General features: G+C 71.0%; 13 protein-coding genes. 9 read left to right on the forward strand and 4 right to left on the reverse strand.

The window, feature by feature from the left end:
- Nucleotides 1-11 precede the first annotated feature (11 nt).
- Nucleotides 12-1,361 carry a PucR family transcriptional regulator gene (locus ABD793_RS03945; RefSeq protein ID WP_344855347.1) on the forward strand — a complete coding sequence of 450 codons (1,350 nt, stop codon included), beginning with the start codon at nt 12-14 and terminating at the stop codon, nt 1,359-1,361.
- A 726-nt stretch (nt 1,362-2,087) separates the two neighbouring features.
- On the opposite strand, the gene ABD793_RS03950 is transcribed toward ABD793_RS03945, so the two are convergent.
- On the reverse strand, nt 2,088-3,002 hold the full coding sequence (locus ABD793_RS03950; RefSeq protein WP_344855349.1) for an NmrA family NAD(P)-binding protein: 915 nt from the start codon (nt 3,000-3,002) through the stop codon (nt 2,088-2,090).
- Between the two features lie 158 nt (nt 3,003-3,160).
- On the opposite strand from ABD793_RS03950, the gene ABD793_RS03955 reads away from it, so the two are divergent.
- Entirely contained in the window at nt 3,161-3,856 is a 696-nt protein-coding gene (locus ABD793_RS03955; RefSeq protein ID WP_344855351.1) for a TetR/AcrR family transcriptional regulator, read from the forward strand.
- Between the two features lie 1,130 nt (nt 3,857-4,986).
- Here ABD793_RS03955 and ABD793_RS03960 read toward each other — a convergent pair.
- Nucleotides 4,987-5,649, reverse strand: a complete 663-nt coding sequence (locus ABD793_RS03960) for a GntR family transcriptional regulator (RefSeq protein WP_344855353.1) — start codon at nt 5,647-5,649, stop codon at nt 4,987-4,989.
- 84 nt (nt 5,650-5,733) lie between these two features.
- Here ABD793_RS03960 and ABD793_RS03965 point away from each other — a divergent pair, with 84 nt between their 5' ends.
- Both ABD793_RS03965 and ilvD read left to right on the forward strand, forming a co-directional pair.
- Complete coding sequence (locus ABD793_RS03965) at nt 5,734-7,107, forward strand: FAD-dependent oxidoreductase (RefSeq protein ID WP_344855355.1); 1,374 nt, start codon at nt 5,734-5,736, stop codon at nt 7,105-7,107.
- A gap of 26 nt (nt 7,108-7,133) precedes the next feature.
- A complete protein-coding gene (ilvD, locus tag ABD793_RS03970; protein WP_344855358.1) occupies nt 7,134-8,837 on the forward strand; it encodes a dihydroxy-acid dehydratase in 1,704 nt (567 codons plus the stop codon).
- A gap of 10 nt (nt 8,838-8,847) precedes the next feature.
- Here the strand turns inward: ilvD and ABD793_RS03975 are convergent, their stop codons facing one another.
- Complete coding sequence (locus ABD793_RS03975) at nt 8,848-9,894, reverse strand: Lrp/AsnC family transcriptional regulator (protein WP_344855361.1); 1,047 nt, start codon at nt 9,892-9,894, stop codon at nt 8,848-8,850.
- 172 nt (nt 9,895-10,066) lie between these two features.
- Between ABD793_RS03975 and ABD793_RS03980 the strand changes: the two genes are divergently transcribed.
- Both ABD793_RS03980 and ABD793_RS03985 read left to right on the forward strand, forming a co-directional pair.
- Nucleotides 10,067-11,404, forward strand: coding sequence for an MFS transporter (locus ABD793_RS03980; RefSeq protein WP_344855362.1), 1,338 nt, complete (start codon nt 10,067-10,069; stop codon nt 11,402-11,404).
- Nucleotides 11,401-12,894 (forward strand): M81 family metallopeptidase, encoded by a 1,494-nt coding sequence (locus ABD793_RS03985; protein ID WP_344855364.1) that lies wholly within the window; start codon nt 11,401-11,403, stop codon nt 12,892-12,894. The genes ABD793_RS03980 and ABD793_RS03985 overlap by 4 nt, the downstream gene beginning before the upstream one ends.
- A gap of 84 nt (nt 12,895-12,978) precedes the next feature.
- On the opposite strand, the gene ABD793_RS03990 is transcribed toward ABD793_RS03985, so the two are convergent.
- Entirely contained in the window at nt 12,979-13,896 is a 918-nt protein-coding gene (locus ABD793_RS03990; protein ID WP_344855365.1) for a helix-turn-helix domain-containing protein, read from the reverse strand.
- Between the two features lie 137 nt (nt 13,897-14,033).
- Between ABD793_RS03990 and ABD793_RS03995 the strand changes: the two genes are divergently transcribed.
- From ABD793_RS03995 to ABD793_RS04005, 3 genes are all read left to right on the forward strand, one after another.
- Complete coding sequence (locus ABD793_RS03995; protein WP_344855367.1) at nt 14,034-14,939, forward strand: MBL fold metallo-hydrolase; 906 nt, start codon at nt 14,034-14,036, stop codon at nt 14,937-14,939.
- A 67-nt stretch (nt 14,940-15,006) separates the two neighbouring features.
- Nucleotides 15,007-16,446, forward strand: a complete 1,440-nt coding sequence (locus ABD793_RS04000) for a carboxylesterase/lipase family protein (protein ID WP_344855369.1) — start codon at nt 15,007-15,009, stop codon at nt 16,444-16,446.
- A 72-nt stretch (nt 16,447-16,518) separates the two neighbouring features.
- Entirely contained in the window at nt 16,519-17,526 is a 1,008-nt protein-coding gene (locus ABD793_RS04005) for a LacI family DNA-binding transcriptional regulator (RefSeq protein WP_344855371.1), read from the forward strand.
- Nucleotides 17,527-17,597 lie beyond the last annotated feature (71 nt).

Here is a 17,597-nt window from a genome sequence, read left to right on the forward strand (position 1 = left end):
GAGGCATCAACGTGGATGCAGCCGAACCGGCGAAACCGGAACGCGACACGGGGTCAGCCTGGCTGCTGGAACTCGCGCCGGAGGACGACGAGCTGGTCGAACCGCTCAGCGACGCTCCGACGAGAACGCTCGCCGCGACAGAACTGGGCGCCGGACCCGTCGCGTGGGCGATCGCGACGGCACGGCGGGCGGCCGACCACATTCTCGAACTGCTCCCGGTGTTCGGTGGCGATCTGGCCGCCGAACAATTGCTCCGACGTGCCGTCGAGTCGACTACGATCGCGGTACTGAGAGCGTTTCTTAGTGGTGATCCCGAAACACTCTGGCCCGGCACAGAACCCGCCGACTCCACCAATTCCTACGTACGTCGCGGTATTCCGATGGACTCCGTGATTCGCGGCATCCACCTGTGCCAAGAAACGATCACCGCCAGCCTGTTGGGCGAAATCGACCGCCGCCGACGGCCGATCACCGACGCCCAGCACGCCAACGAACTCTTGTTCCGGTGCTTCGACCGGTTCAGTGCCAACATCGCTGCGCGCTACTCACTCGAAGCCGAACGATGGTCGCAATCTAGGGCAACAATACGTGCCGAACTGATCGACAAAGTGCTCTCCGGAACAGCCGTGGACGGAAAACAGATCTCAGCCGCGCTCGACTACCGGCTCGATGGCCACCACGTCGCATGTGTGGCCTGGCTGGACTCCTCCCACGCCCAGTCCGGCGCACAGGACGAACTCGACGCGGCCCTTGACGAACTGGACCGGAGGCTCGGCGGAGGCCGGTCCCTGCGCAGGTGGGCCGACCTGTCGACGGTGCACATCTGGTACGAGGACCCGAGCGGCAACATCTACCGCACCTTGCGGGAAATCACCGGATCTCTGTTGCCGTCGCGACGCGCCCGCATGGCGATCGCCGGCCCGGACACCGGAATCGAGGGCTTCCGCAGCACTCACACCCGCGCCCTGTCCGCCGCCCGCGTCGCATCCTTCTCCGGACACCCAGCAGCGTGGGTCACCGACTACGCCGACGTCGAACTGGTGGCACTGATCACCACCGACCTCGACCTGGCCCGCTCCTTTGTCCGGCGCATGCTCGGCCCACTCGCCCACGACGACCAACGCGCCGCCGAGCTACGCGAGACACTCGAGGTCTACCTCGACGTCCAACGCAGCATCACCCAGGCCGCCCGACGACTGCACACACACCGCAACACAGTCGTGTACCGCATCAAGAAGATCGAAGAAGTCTTCGGCACCGACCGATTGAAGCACCACTCACTCGAACTCGGAGTCGCACTCCGAACCACGTCCAGCCTCGGCGCCACCGTACTGTTCACAGAACCATCGACGACCGTCTGAGGATCGAAAGAAGAAGCGACGCCGGAGATGCCTCCGATGGTGATATCCCGAATCGACGCACACGAACCATGCATGTGGTGGGCGCGGTCGATGTTGTCGGATGTCAACAGCGGCAGAGGAGTGCTCGCGCGAACGACGCCGGACAGGAGCAACTGATCCACTGAGGCAGACAGAACTTTGCCGACGCGCCGGAACGGCGGGTGTGGGCACTTGAGGACTGTCGTCACGCTAAAGCCGCTCAGGGATGTTTCGTAGCTGGTTTGTGGTAGAGCGTGATCGCTGCTGAGTTGCGTTGGTAGCGGCCGTCAGCCATGGTCGGGCGCTTCGCCGCGTGCTGGTCGGTGATCCTGGGTGGGTGCCATGCGTGCTGTCTGCGATCGCGTCGATCCGGCGTGTGTGGGCCGGGGCTGGTGTCGATAGTGCGCCGAGTGCGATACGCCGAGCAGCGGTCCGGTCTGGGGCATTGCTCGCGTTCGTCTGCCGGTACGTTGCGACCAGCAGCACACGATCGCGAGGTCAAGGTGTCGTTCCCGTCCTTGGGGTGCACCCGGAAAGCCACTATACGAGTCTGAACCTGCTGGGCGGCGGCTTTCGGTGTCCGTGAAATCTGCTCATGCCAAGGTTCGGCGGGACGGTGCCCGGAAGTCTTGGTGCTTGGTATCAGCGGGTTTCCGGGGAGCTTCGGGCTGTTGGCAGGTGCGATGGCGGCCGCGGTGAGGTGCTGGGTCAGGGGGTGGTGAGATGGGTGCGGATGGCGGCGGCGCCGGATTCGGTCAGCCAGCCGGTGAGGGTGCGCAGTCCGGGGTGGATGACGCGCAGTGCTTCGATGTCGGCGTGCCAGCGGTGGCCGGCCTGCCAGCGCTTCTTGGTCTCGATGATTTCTGGGCCGATCGCGGCGGTCTCTTCGTCGGTGAGTTGTTCGTACCGGACGGGAATGCCGGTGGCCTTGGTGATCGCGTCGGCGGCCTCGACCGGGGTTGGTTGGTCACCGGCCAGCTCCAGCGTTCGGCCGGCGAACCGGGGTGGATCGGCGAACGCGAGCGCGGCGAATTCGGCGATGTCCTCGAGCGCGATGATCTGCATGGGCTCGTGCGGCGGGAACAGGTGCCGGTGCACGCCGTGGGAAATGCCGTCGATGCCGATCGACCCGATGCCGAGATAGTTGGTCATGAATCGGACCGGGCGCAGCACGGTGGGCAGCGCGATGTGCTCGAGCAGGTACTGCTCGAGCAGCGCTTTGCCAGCCGAACCCGGCACTGCCATCGATGCCGAGGCGACGGTGCTAAATACCACCTGCTCGATTCCCGCCGACGCCGCCGCGTCGATCAGCGCCCGGCCGCGGGTGACTTCGAGATTCGTGTCGTTTCCGGACGGTCCGAAGGCCGCGGTCGGTATGCCGAACAGGGCGGCGGTGCCGTCGAGTGCGGCCGGCAGGCTCGCCGGATCGTCGAAGTCGCCGCGGGCGAGCTGGGCACCGGCGGCGGCCAGTGCGACAGCGGCGGGTGCGGTCGTGTCACGCACCAGTGCTCGCACTGGCCAGCCGTCGGCAAGCAGCCGCCGTGCGGTGGCGCCGCCCTGCTTGCCGGTGGCGCCGGTGACGAGGATCGGGTGGCCGGGGTTGCTCGGTCGCACAGTGCTCATGGCGTCCGTTCCGGCGGTGGTGAATACTGGCATGATCCGGAATGCTTCACCCGTTTCCGCCGCGCAGACAAGGATTACGTGACATGGCAGCAGCACCGGCACCCGTACCGGGTGCTGGACTTGCCGGGCGCGCCGATGCCCGGCGCAACAGGGAAATCGTGCTCCGCACCGCGGCTCGGGTATTCGCCGAGGAGGGACTGGAGGTGTCGCTCGGCCGGATTGCGCAACGTGCCGGGGTCGGCGCAGGGACCGTCTACCGGCACTTCCCCAGCAAAGAAATCCTGGTCGAGGCGGTGCTCGCCGACCACGTCGAGAGTTTGGTCGCCGCCGCCGACCGGTTTGCCGCCCGCGCCGCGCCCGGTGACGCGCTGTTCGGATTCCTGCTCGAAGTGATCGAGAAGTCGGCTGGCCGCCAGCACATCTGCGATGCGCTCACCGCTGAGCAGGGCTGGCCGCACGCCACGCTGACCGCTGCGACACGGCACTTCGACGAGGCATTGGATCGCTTGCTGCACAACGCGAAACAGACTGGTGCGATACGCGCCGACGTGCAGGCCGACGATCTGGCCGCGCTGGCTGCCGGCGGCGCCGCGCTGCGTTCGGCACACCGCAACCAGGCGCGCGGGATACGGCTGGTGCGGCTGCTGCTGGACGGGCTGCGGACCCCGAATGTCACAAAAGACGTCGTGTTCCGTGACATGCCGGCAGTTGCCCGTCACGATACTGCCGTTGACAGCGTGCAACACTGCAGGGAATGCGGCGCTCGGCTGCGCACCCGGGCCACCGGCCGGCCACCCCGCTACTGCGGTGCGACCTGCCGCCAGCGCGCTCGCCGACGCCGCACCGCCACGTGACACACCCAAGCCGTTAGCCGTCCCGGCGCGGCCTAGAGGTCGAATACGCCGAGATCGAAGGCTTGTCACGCTCGACAGCGACGGGATTCTTCGAAGCCGACCCGACGACCGCAACGTCTTACAAGCTGCAGCAAGGACATCGATCTCTACGGTGTGAGGTTCTGAGTTCCCGATCCGGCCCTAGACCAGGCCCTCGAACACTCGCCCGTTGGTTCGGTCTTGGGGTGGGTGCGCGGTGGGCGACGAAGGTGCGTGCGCTTTCCAGCGGGGCTGGGGGAGAGGGATTGGTCTGTGCTGATGGCTTGGGTGACCGCGCGGGTGCATGCGGCGGCATTGGTCGGCTCGGGTTGTGCATAACAAGCACGGTCGATCTCCGGTTTGAGGACGGCGTGCATGTTCCGTTTGGCATGCAGGCGTTCTGTGTGGTGGAGCGCCTGTCCGAAGGCCGTTGCCCGCGCGGGTCAGGCTCTACCGGCGACAGACCGACTCGTCCGGCTTCCTCACGCCGCGCGTGTTGGCTCGGGTGTTTCCTGACCACGGCCAGTTCGAAGATGCGGTCCGGTTCTACGAGCACGTCACCGGCGTTCGGCTGGACATGGATCTCGACGCCCGCGAGGCCGGCCTGCACATCGTCACAGTGGGCCCCTTTTTGACTCTCGGAGTTGCTCGAACGTGCCGAACAAGCCCGCCAGACACCCGTGACTATGATCTTCGCCGGCCCCGATAGCGCGATTGCGGACAGTGTCGCGAAAGCCCCGACGACGTCGGGATTCTGGCTGCAGGCGAAGGGTGCGGCAGGGTTCGGGCGTCACGGTGCGGCTCGGCGCGCTTCGGGCGGTTGCGGTGGCAGACCGTGCGTGCCCGGCGTGAAGTGCGCTGTGTGGCTGGGCTGGAGAGGCGACTTCGGCGTCGGCCGGATCGTCGGGCTCCGAGGTCCCCGAGAAGTTTGCATCGGGCTCGGCCGCCTCATCGTGGGTGTCGGCCGACGATTCGGGGCGAGTCCTCGACGGGCTCGTCATCGTCGGCGTCGCCATCGGACCCCGGGAACGCGCAGCTCGACACGATTGGGAGCCGTATCGTGCCTAGGGACTCTTCTTCGTCGGAGGTTTGGTTCCGACCCGGACCCGCCGTTACCGTGCTCGCTGGCCTGGGCTGCCCAGCGCTGCGTAGGTGAGGTCCGTCAGGTAGTCGTTGAGACGGAGTGTGGCAGCTACGCCGGCGGACTCGTCGCCGTGGCCGATTCCGCGGAGCAGTTCGCCGTGGAGATCGGCCGCGGTGCGCAGGTCCTGCTCCACGTCCGGCAGGTGGGCGAACCAGAACCGCCGCGACAGCGACTGAAGCGGCGCCATGGCGAGCTCCAGGTACTCGTTGTGGGCCGCGGCCACGATCAGCGAGTGTGAGCCCTTGAGCAGGGTCGCGAACCGGCGCAGGTCGGTGCCCGTGAACCCGTCGAGCTCGGCCGCGAGCGCGAGCATCCGCTCCTTCTGTGCGGTCTTCGCCCGGAAAGTCGCGAACCGGACGGCCATCTCCTCGAGTCCCCTGCGCAGCTCCAGCAGCCGGAAATGCGCCTCGACGGACACGGCCGCGACGAAGACGCCGCGGTGCGGATGGATCTCCACCATCCGCTCGCGAGCCAGCCGCTGCAGCGCCTCCCGCACCGGCGTACGCCCGAAACCGGTGCGGGCCATCAGCATCGACTCCGACACGGCCTCGCCAGGAGCCAGCTCCTGAAACGTGATCATGTCCTCGAGCAGCGCGTACACCCGGTCCGCCTTGTTGACCTGTTCGGTCACCGGATCACCTCCCCGCCACCATCCTCGCGCACCGCAGGGCAGCGGTCCTGGACAGCTCCCCGATCAGCAATGTACAACCAATATATGGGTAGTACAGAGGGGTCCGAATTCATCGGCTGGCGGCTGGACGCCGGTGCCGCCGGCGCCGGGGATCTGCCGGTCCTCGCAGAAGTCGACGTGGTCGTGGCCGGGGGTGGCGCGGCCGGGGTGGCCGCGGCCACGGTCTGTGCCGAGGCCGGGCTCTCGGTGGTGCTCGTCGAGAAGTACGGGTTCTTCGGCGGCGCCGCGGTCGCGGGGATGTCCGGCACGATCTGCGGGCTGTACCTCGCGACCGAAGGCGGCAGCGGCCCCGAGCAGGTGGTCCGTGGCTTCACCGAGCGCTTCCGCGCCGAGCTCGCCGCCCGCGGCGGGGTGACCGGTCCGCAGCGGTACGGCAGGACCTGGACCGTCGCGCACGATCCGCTGGTGTGGCGCGAGGTCGCCGACGACCTGGTCGAGGCAGCCGGTGTGCAAGTCCTGCTGCACACCGCCGTCACCGGGGTGCTGGTCGAGGACGGCGCGCACCGGGGTGTCGTCGTCGAGTCCAACGCCGGCCGCTCGGTCATCCGGTCGGCGCGGACCATCGACGCGTCGGGGGACGCCGCCGTGGCGGCCCGCGCCGGGCACGCCACGACGTTCGGCGACGACGGCCGGATCCAGAACCCCACCATGTTCTTCCGCCTCGGCAATGTCGACCTCGACGCGTTCCACGAGGCCTACGGGCCGGACACGATCTGCCCGCCGTGGGTGAGCGACGCCATCGAACGGGCTCGCCGCGCCGGGGCGGACCTGCCCCGCTCCCACGTCTGGCTGTTCGGCACCACCCGCCCCGGTGAGCTGCTGGTCAACGCGACACGGCTGGTGGGGCGGGACGGCCGGATGCTCAACGTGATCAACCCGGCGGACTTCACCGAGGCCGAGGTCCTCGGCCGGCGCCAGGTCCGCGAGTACACCCGCTTCCTGCGCGAGACCGTCCCGGGCTGCGCCGATGCATTCGTGGTGGACACCGGGGTGGAGGTGGGCATCCGGCAGACCCGCAGCATCGTGGCCGCCGGGACGCTGACCAACGACGACGTGCTGGCGTGCCGGAAACGACCCGACGGTGTGGTCCGCTCTCCCTGGCCGATCGAGCTCCACGCCGGGGACCGGCCGAAGCTGCACTGGCTGCTCGACGACTACTACGAGGTGCCTTACCTCGCCCTGGTGCCGCGGACGGGCGAGAACATCGTGGTGGCCGGACGCTGCCTGGGCGCGCAGCACGAAGCGCTCGCCTCGGCCCGGGTCACCGCCCAGTGCTTCGAGTACGGCCACGCCGCGGCGGTGGCCACCATTCTGTCGCTGCGCGAGGACCTGCCCTACCGAGCGGTGCCCGGCGCCGACGTTCGGATGGCCATGCGTGCCGCCGGCAGCAGCATCTGACCACTGCCACACTCCCCGGAGGCGACATGCCCGACCTGCCCGATCACGACCGCTTCCGCAGCGGCGCACTGCGCAGCGAGTTCACCCCTGGCAGCACCCGGTGGGCCGTCCGCCGCGCCCAGTGGACCGCGCTGGGCCTGAGCCCCGAGGAGCAGAGGCGACCGAAGATCGCCGTCGTCAACACCTCGTCGAAGCTGGGTATCTGCTTCTCCCACCTGGACGGGATCGCGGAGCTCGTCGCCGAGGCGATCCGGGAGGCAGGCGGCCTGCCGTTCGAGATCCGGACCACCGCGCCGCTGGACTTCGTGACCAGCGCCGGACGCAAGGCCCGCTACCTGATGCCCACGCGCGATCTGATTGTCAACGACGTCGAGGCCGCGGTCGAGGGCGCTGTACTGGACGGGATGGTGTGCCTGTCCTCCTGCGACAAGACCACGCCCGCGCACCTGATGGCCTCGGCACGCCTGGACATCCCGTCGATCATCGTGCCGGGCGGGTACCAGCTCGGCGGCGAGTACCGCGGTTGCTCGGTGGACATCGACACCGTCTACGAGTCCGTCGGTGCGGTACAAGCCGGCACGATGAGCGCTGGCCAGCTGGGCGAACTCGCCGACTCCGCGATCAAGGGACCGGGCGTCTGCGCCGGCCTGGCGACTGCCAACACCATGCACGTGCTGGCGGAGGCACTCGGCATGACGCTGCCGGGCGCCGCGCCGATCCGGGCCGACTCCGAGCGGATGCGAGGGCTGGCCGCCGAGGCCGGCCGGCGGATCGTCGGGATGGTCCACGAGGGGCTCACCGCCCGGAAGGTCCTCACCGTGGACGCGATCGAGAACGGCATCCGGGTGGCGATGGCACTGGGTGGCTCGGTCAACTGTGTGCGCCACCTCGCCGCGGTGGCCAACGAGGCAGACCTGGACCTCGACGTCATCGGGCTGTTCGAGCGGCTCGGACGGGACACCACCCAGCTGGCCGCGATCCGGCCCAACGGCGCGGACCAGGTCTGGGACCTCGAGCGTGTCGGCGGGGTGCGTGCCGTGCTGCGCACGATGCTCCCGCTCCTGCACCGCGACGCGCTCACCGTCACCGGGCGCACCCTGGCCGAGCACGCGGCCGACGCCCCGGAGGCCGACGGCGCCGTGCTGCACCGGCTGGACGATCCGGTGCGGTCCGAACCCGGCCTGCTCATCCTGCGCGGCTCCCTGGCACCCGACGGGGCCGTGGTCAAGGTGGCCGGCGCGGGAAACGCGCGCCGGTGCTTCACCGGCCCGGCCGAGGTGTTCGCCGGCGAGGACGCCGCGATCGCCGCACTGGGCACCGGCGGAATCACCGAGGGCAGTGTCATCGTGCTGCACGGCATGGGCCCGCGCGGCGGCCCCGGCACCGTATTCGCGGCGAGCTTCGTGGCCGCGCTGAACGGGGCGGGGCTGGGCGGCAAGATCGCTGTCGTGACCGACGGCGAACTCTCCGGGCTCAACCAGGGGCTCGTCGTCGGACAGGTCATGCCGGAGGCGGCCGACGGCGGGCCACTCGCCGGGGTGCGGACCGGGGACACGATCACCATCGATCTCGACGCCCGCGTCCTGGCCACCGACCCCGCCCGCGACGGGGCACCCGTCACCTCGGGTCGGCCGGGTCAGGAGCGCGGCTGGCTGGGCCAGTACGCCGCTCTCGTCGGCCCGGTCCAGCAGAGCGCGGTCCTGCGCCGCCCGCGGCCCGCCGGCGGCTGACCCACCGGGGTCAGCTCCGGCCGGACCCGGGTGCCGGCACGTCTGCCCGCGGCGGGCGGGCCGCGTCGAGGGCGGCCCACGGGTCGACCGGGACCACACGGACACTGCGGCCCTGCTCGTCGACGATGCGTCCGTGCACCTTCACCTGCTGGAGCACCACCCGCCGGTCGACGACCATTGCCGTCGGGTGCTCCCGCACGATCCGCTCCAGCAGCCGGTCGAGGTGCTCGAGCGAGTGCAGGCTGATCACCAGGGCCAGATTCGCCGGCCCCGGCACCCCCGAGCAGTGCCGGGTCTCCGGCATCGCCCCCAGCGCCCGGCCGACCGCCGGGAGATCGCCGTCGGGCACCGACAGCCACAGGAACGCCATCGAGCCCCAGCCGGTGAGCGGCCGGGCGACGTCACAGCGGAAGGTGATGTCGCCGTGCCGGCGCAGCCGGTCCAGCCGGCGGCGGACGGCCTGCGGTGAGGTCCCCAGCTCGTCCGCCAGGTCGTTGTAGGAGCGCCGGCCGTCGTGGCCCAGCGCCAGGAACAGCCGGCGGTCCCCTTCGCCGAACGGGCGGATCTGCGCCGGCGGCGGCCCGGCCGGCTCCCGCACCTGCTCGGTCCGGGCCCGGTTGATCACGCCCAGCCGCCACACCACCCCGCCGAACAGCCCGCTGTAGAGGTAGGAGTGCAGTGCCGTGACGTCGGCGGGGACCGGCAGGGAGTGCACCAGCACGTCGGCGATGGCCGGCAAGGTGGGTGCCAGTACCAGTGCGAACACCTGGAACCGGCCGGTGGTCACGCCCACCGTGCTCACGTGCGGCAGCTCGGCCAGTGCGAGCGCGACGGACCGCGCGGTGCCCGGCCGGCACGACAGCTCCAGCACCGCACCGCGCATCCGCCGGTCGCTCAGTGCGACCGTCACCCAGGCTGCGCCGTTGCCGGCCAGCCGCTCCCACCGCCGGGCCAGCGTGATCGGTGCCAGCTCCAGCGCGGCCGCCAGGCTCGACCAGCTGGCCCGCGGATTGAGCTGCAGGGCGTCGACCAGCGCGAGGTCCGTCTCGTCGAGCACCTCAGGCCGCGCAACCCGGCGGGAACCACGGAGTGTCCCGATCGAACATCGTGTGGGTGATCATCGGCGGTTTCCTGCCTTTCCGGCGCCCGGATCAACGATCTCCCGCACAGTACCGGCAATCGAACGACAACCACCCGACTCCGCCGGACCGACCACGAGGAGTTCCCGCATGGCCATCAGGAAGGAGAGCGCGACACCGCCGACCGTCGCGCCGCCGGAGCTCTACCGCAGGATCGGGTGGCGCATCCTGCCACTGCTCGTCATCTGCTACCTGTTCGCCTACGTCGACCGGGTCAACATCGGCTTCGCCAAGCTGCAGATGACCCAGGACATCGGCATCAGCGAGTCGGTCTACGGCCTGGCGGCAGGCGTCCTCTTCCTCGGGTACGTGCTCTTCGAGGTACCCAGCAACCTGCTGCTGCGCCGGATCGGCACCCGCAGGACGCTCTTCCGCATCATGCTGCTCTGGGGGATCACCTCCGCGGCCATGCTGTTCGTGCACGACGAGACCAGCTTCTACGTCCTGCGCTTCCTGCTCGGTGTGTTCGAGGCCGGGTTTGCGCCGGGCATCATCTTCTACCTGACGTACTGGTACCCGCGGACGCGCATGGGCGCCGCGATGTCCGTGCTGCTGATCCCCGGTCCGCTGGGCTCGATGCTCGGCGGGCCGGTGTCCTCGCTGGTGATCAGCGGACTCGACGGGTCCGCGGGGCTGGCCGGCTGGCAGTGGATGTTCCTCGTCGAGGGGCTGCCCTGCGTCGTGCTCGCCTTCGTCGTCCGGAAGGTCCTGCCGGACGGCCCCGGCGACGCCCGGTGGCTCACCCCCGGCGAGCGGTCGTTGCTGGCCGAGGACCTGGCGGGCTCGCACGAGGACGGGGAGCACCGCTTCCGGAAGGTGCTCACCGATCCGCGGGTCTACGGCCTCGCATTCGGCTACTTCTGCCTGATCAGCGGTCTGTACGGGGTCAGCTTCTGGCTGCCGACGATCCTCTCCGAGAACGGCGTCGGGTCGGTCGTCGCGATCGGCCTGTGGTCCGCGGTGCCCTACGCGGTCGCGCTGGTGCTGATGCGGGTGCTGGCCCGCCACTCCGACGCCACCGGCGAGCGCCGCTGGCACACGGTCGTCCCGACCTTCGTCGCCGCGGCGGGCATGGCGATCGCCGCTTTCACCGCTTCGGCGTTCGGCGTCTCGATGATCGCGCTGATCGTGGCCACCGCCGGCATGTGGGGCGCCTACACGGTGTTCTGGTCCGTGCCGCCCACCTTCCTCAAGGGGGACGCGGCCGCGGGCGGTATCGCGTTGATCAACAGCATCGGTCTGCTCGGCGGATTCTTCAGCCCCACGCTGATCGGCTATGTGAAGGAAGCGACGGGCAGTACCGAGATCGGCCTGCTCACGCTCGTCGTCCTGCTGGTGGCCGGCGCGGTATCGCTGACGGTCACGCGGGTGCGGACGGAGTCCGGCCGGACCGCTCCGGCCACGGCCGAGGAAGGGACGGCCCGATGACGGGCGGCACGACCAGGGTCCTGGTCGCCGGGTTCCAGCACGAAACCAACACGTTCGCGCCCACACCGGCCTCGTACGCCAACTTCGCCAACGGCGAGGGTTTTCCCGCCCTGCGCCGCGGCGACGGGGTACTGGAACTCGCGCCGGTCAACCTGCCGGTGGGCGGGTTCCTCGGACAGGCCCGTGCCCACGGCTGGGAGGTGCTGCCCGTGGTCTGGGCGGCCGCCAGCCCCTCCGGGCCGGTCACCACCGCCACGTTCGAACGCATCGCCGGCGAGATCGTCGACGCCGTGCGCCTCGGCCGGCCGGACGCCGTCTACCTCGATCTGCACGGCGCGATGGTCACCGAGCACCACGACGACGGAGAGGGCGAGCTGCTGACCCGGGTGCGCGCCGCGGCGGGGCCCGGCGTGCCGGTGGTCGCGAGCCTGGACCTGCACGCCAACCTCTCCGCCCGGATGTTCGACGCCGCCGACGCGCTGGTCTGCTACCGCACCTACCCGCACATCGACATGGCCGCGACCGGAGCGCGGGCCGCCGGTCTGCTGGCCCGGCTGCTGGACCGCGCGCAGCTTCGGCTCGCCTGGCGCCGGGTGCCCTTCCTCATCCCGATCAACTCGGGATGCACCGAGCTGGAGCCCGCCCGGTCCGTCTACGGCGGGCTGGCGGCCCTCGGCGGAGACCACACCACGGTGTCGTTCGCCGCCGGGTTCCCGGCCGCCGACATCCCGGACTGCGGACCGGTGGTGTGGGCGTACGGCACCGGTCCGGTCGAGGAAATCGTCGACCGGCTGTACGAGGAGGTGACCCGGGACGAGGCGAAGTGGCGGGTCGCGCTGCTCGCCCCGGCCGACGCCGTGGCGCGCGGCCTCGACGCCGCCGGCGCCGAGGGGCCCGGCCCGGTCGTCGTCGCCGACACACAGGACAACCCCGGCGCCGGGGGCTCGGGCCGTACCACTGGGCTGCTCCGTGCCCTCCTCGCCGCCGGCAGCGACGAGCCCAGCGCGCTCGGGCTCATTACAGACCCCGCGGCTGCCTCCGCGGCCGAGGAGGCGGGTGTGGGCGCGACAGTGGACCTCGCCGTCGGGGGTGATCCCGCGGTGCCCGGGGACGAACCGGTACGGGGCCGGTTCGTCGTCGAGGCGCTGTCGAACGGGCGCTGCCGGTTCGACGGCCCGATGCTGCACGGCACCGAGGTCGACCTCGGTGCCTCCGTGTGCCTGCGCTCCGGATCCGTGCGGGTGGCGGTGACGACCGGGCGCTCCCAGGTGTTCGACCGCAACCTGTTTCGGATGGTCGGCATCGTCCCGGAGAACCAGCGGCTCCTCGTGGTGAAGAGCTCGGTGCACTTCCGCGGGGACTTCGAGCCGATCGCGCGGAGCATCCTCGTCGCCCGTTCCCCGGGGCTCATGGCAGCCGATCCCGCAGACCTCGAATGGCGCAGGCTACCGGAATCGGTTCGCGTGACACCCGGTGGCCGACGGCCGTGAGGAGACCCCGCGCGGGGCCGATCACCGGTCTCGAAGCCTTGTCGCACAACAGGATCGGTGGCCGGAAGGACGACCACGAGGTGGTCACCGGGTCGCGGGGTCACCGGACCTGCCGGGGCGGGCCATCCGCCCGGCCGGACCGCCCTGCTCGGCCGTACCCACCTGTCGCAGCAGGGCCAGCGCCTCCTCCGACGGCGATCCGGCGGGCGTCGTGCACACCACCACGGCCTGCCCCGGCGACCGCGCGAGGACGAGGGTCTGCTGGGTGACAGTCACCGTGCCGACGACCGGGTGGCGCAACTCGTAGGTGGCGGCGTCGCACGGCGTCACCCGGTGGTCACCCCACAACGCCACGAATTCCGGGCTCTTCATCGTCAGCTCGCCGATCAGTTCGGCGAGCAGCCGGTCCTCGGGATGACGGCCGACGGCGATCCTCAGGTTGCCCACGACGGCACGCACCTTGCGCCGCCAGTCCGCGTAGAGCTCCCGGCAGTGCGGGTCCAGGAACACCATCCGGCTCATGTTCGGCCGGCGTGCGGGATCCTGCGGGCTCAGCGGGTCCACGTGGCCGGCGAGCAGGGCGTGGCCGAGTGCGTTCCACGCCAGCACGTCCGTGCGCCGGCCGAGCACGAGCGCCGGGACGCCGTCGAAGGAGCGCATCAGGTCCCGCGTCTCGTCCGCGAGCTTCTCGGGGCGCGGCCGGCGCACCTGCGGCACCCGACGGGAGGCCCCGGCGAGCCGTTCCAGGTGCTCGCGTTCGTGCTCGTCGAGCAACAGGGCGCCGGCGATCGCTTCGAGCACCTCTGCCGACGCGCCACGGGACAGCCCCTGTTCGAGGCGGGTGTAATACGACACGCTGACGCCCGCCAGCTGCGCCAGCTCCTCCCGGCGCAGCCCCGCCACCCGTCGGCGTGGCCCGAGGTCGCGAAGACCCACGTCCTCGGGGCGCAGCCTGGCCCGCCGTGCTTGCAGGAAATCGCCGAGCGGGCTCGATCCGTCCATCACACCACTGTCCACGTGGGCGGCACCGCTCAGCCACCCCCTGCCGGGGGTAGGACAACGCGGGGCTGGCCGGCGCGCGTGGGCACGATCAGGCTCGACCTCGTTCGGGCGGCTGCCCGTGACCTCGAGGAGCGACCATGGATCAGATCACACTGGGCGACGTGACCGTCACCCGTATCAAGGAGTACTACGGTTCGGTCGAGATGGGCCCCGCGGACTTCTTCCCCGAGAGCCCCGACGGCGCCTGGGCCGAGCACGAGAACTGGCTCGCCCCGGACTTCCTGAATCCGGAGACCGGCGAGTGCCTCTCGGCGATCCAGACCTGGCTGCTGCGCAGCGAGGGCCGGACGATCCTCGTCGACACCGGGGTGGGCAACCACAAGGACCGCCCCTACGCGCCCGTCTGGAGCCGCCTGGACACGGACTTCCTGGACAATCTCGCCGCCGCCGGGGTCCGGCCGGAAGACGTCGACGTGGTCGTCAACACCCACCTGCACATCGACCACGTGGGCTGGAACACCCACCTCGACGGCCGCACCTGGGTTCCGACGTTCCCGAACGCCACGTACCTGATGCCGCGGCAGGACTTCGACTTCTGGAATCCGGCCAACAACCACCAGCCGGTATTGGGCCGTGGCAACCAGAACGTCTTCGAGGACAGTGTCGCCCCGGTGCACGGAGCCGGGCTGGCCGAGGTGTGGGACGGCTCGTACCGGATCGACAAGAACCTCCGGCTGGATCTCGCGCCGGGGCACACCCCGGGGTCGTCCGTGCTGAGCCTGGAGTCGGGTGGCGATCGGGCGTTGTTCGTCGGTGACCTGGTGCATACGCCGCTGCAGCTCGTGGAGCCGGAGACGAACTCCTGCTTCTGCGAGGACCCGGCAGCGGCCAGGAAGACCCGGCACAAGCTCCTCGGCCGCGCGGCCGAGGACAACGCGTTGATCTTCCCCGCGCACCTCGGTGGCCGGGGCGCCGCCGAAGTCGAGCGCGACGGAGCGAAGTTCGCCATCAAGGAGTGGGCGGGCTTCTCCCGCATCGCCTGAGCCGGGGGAGCGGGCCGCACCCGCCCGCCGCCCTGCCCGGTAGCAGTCCAGGAGAGGAAGCATTTCCGTGTCCCAGCAGGCAGATCCGATCGTCGAGACCCCGGCGGGCGCCGTGCGCGGCGTCCGCGACGGCTCCGGCGAGTTCTACCGCGCCATCCCGTACGCGGCGGCCCCGGCCGGCGCCGGCCGTTTCGCCCCGCCCGCGCCGCACCCGGGCTGGTCCGGTGTCCGCGACGGCACGGCGCCCTCGCCGACCGCGCCCCAGCCGGCCCGCGACTTCGGCCGGCTCGACATGACCCCGTACTTCGGGCCCGGCTGGGTCCGGGGCGAGGACTACCTGACCGTCGACGTCCGCACGCCCGCTGCCGGCGGCGGCCGGCGTCCCGTCATGGTTTTCGTGCACGGCGGCGGGTTCGTCACCGGCTCGACCCGCGCCGCGCTCTACGACGGCAGTGCGTTCGCTCGCGACGGCGTCGTGCTCGTGACCGTGAACTACCGCGTCGGCATCCCCGGCTTCCTCGATCTGGCGGGCGCCCCGCCCAACCGCGGGCTGCTCGACGTGCTCGCCGCGCTGGACTGGGTGCGCGACACGATCGCCGTGTTCGGCGGCGATCCGGGCAACGTCACGCTCTTCGGCCAGTCCGCGGGCGCCACCCTGATCGGCGCGCTGCTCGCGACGCCGGAGGCCAAGGGCCTGTTCCGGCGCGCAATCGTCCAGAGCGGCAGTGGCACCGGAGCGTTCACCCCGGAGCAGGCGCGACGGGTCACCGCCGCGGCGGCCACCGCGCTGGGTGTGCCGCCCACCGCGGGGGCCTTCGCCGAGATCCCGGACGAGCGGTTCCTCGAGATCCTGCCGGCTCTCGCGGGGATGGACCTGCGGATCGGGCCGGTCACCGACCCGCTCGTCGGGCTCAGCCCGTTCTCCCTGGTCCTGCCCGTGCAGCCGGCCGATGCCCTGACCGAGGGGCCCGGGGAAGAGGTCGGCCTCCTGATCGGCACCAACACCGAGGAAGGCCACCTCTACCTGGTGCCGCAGGGCACACTGGAGTCCTCCACGGACGACGACGTGCTCGCCCTCGCGACGAAGGTCCATGCGGACCCCGCCGCCGTCGTCGCGGCCCATCGGGCGGCCCGGCCGGGGGCGAGCCCGGGCGAGCTGCGCTCCGCGGTGCTGGGCGAAGCCCTCTTCGGGGCCGGTACCGCGCGGCTGCTCGCGGCCCACGCCCGGCTGTCCGCTGGCCGTACCCACGCCTACTCGTTCGGCCACCGTTCGACGGCCTTGGACGGGCGGCTGGGCGCCACCCACACTGTCGAGCTGCCCTTCGTCTTCGACATCGCCGACGAACCGTGGCTGCACGGCGACGCCGGCCTGCTCGGTCCGGACCCGGCGCCCGCCGGACTGGCGGCCCGCGTGCACAGTGCCTGGGTCGCCTTCGCGACCCACGGCGACCCGGGCTGGGCGGCGTACGATCCGCAGCGACCCCAGGTCGAGGTCTTCGGGGGCTGAGCGCTTTCACCGGGACCGGCGCAATCGGTTGCCGGCCTCCGGACAACCGATTGCGTCATTAGACTCACCGGCATGGCCACGCTCCAGGACGTCGCCGACGCGGCCGGTGTCTCCCGTTCGGTAGCGTCGCGGGTGCTCACCGGCGACTCGCGGGCCCGGGTCAGCGAGGCCACCCGTACCCGGGTCCGCGACGCCGCCGAAGCCCTGCGCTACGTGCCGAGCCACCGGGCAAGGGCCCTGCGGTTCCGGCGTTCCGGCGCCGTCGGCCTGATCGTCCCGGACGTCACCAACGCCGTCTTCGCGGACATGCTCGGTGGTGTGCAGGACCGGGCCCGGGAAGCCGGTATGTCCGTGCTGCTCGGCCAGGTCGGGCCGCCACCGTCCGGGCACGGGCGGCTGCGCGAACTGGTCGCCGCGGGCCGGGTCGACGGCGTGCTGCTGCAGCGCCGTGAGGACCTCGACGACACCGCCCTCGCCCAGGTGCTCGGCGACGACGTCCCGGTCGTGCTGATCAACTCCCGGCTACCGGGCCGGTCCGGTTCGGTGGTCCTCGACGACGTCGCCGGCGCCCGGCTGGCGACCCGGCACCTGGTCGAACTCGGCCACGAGCGGATCGGCCACCTCGCCGGCGTACCGCACCACGACACGGCGGTCCGTCGCCACCAGGGCTACCTCGAGACGATGGCGGAGGCCGGGCTCACGATCGCGCCGGAGTGGGTCGTGCGGGCGGGGTGGGAGGCGGATGCGGGGGCGGCGGCCGCCCACCGGATCCTGGGTGCGCCGCAACGCCCGACCGCCCTCGTCGTGTCCAGCGTGAATGCCGCGGTCGGGGCGGTTTCCGCGCTGGGCCGGGCCGGCGTCCGGGTACCCGGGGACATGTCCGTCGTGACCGTGCTGGACACCTGGGTCGCGGAGGCCTGGAACCCGGCACTGACCACGGTCCGGCTGCCGATGCGGGAGCTCGGCCGCGCGGCGTGCGGGGTGCTGATCGAGCACCTCGGCGGCACACCGCTGCGCGATCTCGTGGTCGCCGACCCGGCCCCGCGGCTGATACTGCGGGAGTCGACCCGGGCGCTCTGACCCGGCCGGCGGTACCCGCTGCACCAGACCGGCCACGACCTGACGTGGGTCCGATGGCGGGTTCCACGGCG

Origin of the sequence: Amycolatopsis ultiminotia (genome assembly GCF_039536925.1) — a bacterium.
Classification (GTDB): Bacteria; Actinomycetota; Actinomycetes; order Mycobacteriales; family Pseudonocardiaceae; genus Amycolatopsis; species Amycolatopsis ultiminotia.

What these genes read in the sequence shown, in the direction of transcription:
- ABD793_RS03950 (WP_344855349.1), bottom strand. Translation starts at nt 3,002, where the DNA reads ATGAGCACTGTGCGACCGAGCAACCCCGGCCACCCGATCCTCGTCACC.
- ABD793_RS03965 (WP_344855355.1), top strand. Translation starts at nt 5,734, where the DNA reads ATGGGTAGTACAGAGGGGTCCGAATTCATCGGCTGGCGGCTGGACGCC.
- ilvD (WP_344855358.1), top strand. Translation starts at nt 7,134, where the DNA reads ATGCCCGACCTGCCCGATCACGACCGCTTCCGCAGCGGCGCACTGCGC.
- ABD793_RS03980 (WP_344855362.1), top strand. Translation starts at nt 10,067, where the DNA reads ATGGCCATCAGGAAGGAGAGCGCGACACCGCCGACCGTCGCGCCGCCG.
- ABD793_RS03985 (WP_344855364.1), top strand. Translation starts at nt 11,401, where the DNA reads ATGACGGGCGGCACGACCAGGGTCCTGGTCGCCGGGTTCCAGCACGAA.
- ABD793_RS03990 (WP_344855365.1), bottom strand. Translation starts at nt 13,896, where the DNA reads ATGGACGGATCGAGCCCGCTCGGCGATTTCCTGCAAGCACGGCGGGCC.
- ABD793_RS03995 (WP_344855367.1), top strand. Translation starts at nt 14,034, where the DNA reads ATGGATCAGATCACACTGGGCGACGTGACCGTCACCCGTATCAAGGAG.
- ABD793_RS04005 (WP_344855371.1), top strand. Translation starts at nt 16,519, where the DNA reads ATGGCCACGCTCCAGGACGTCGCCGACGCGGCCGGTGTCTCCCGTTCG.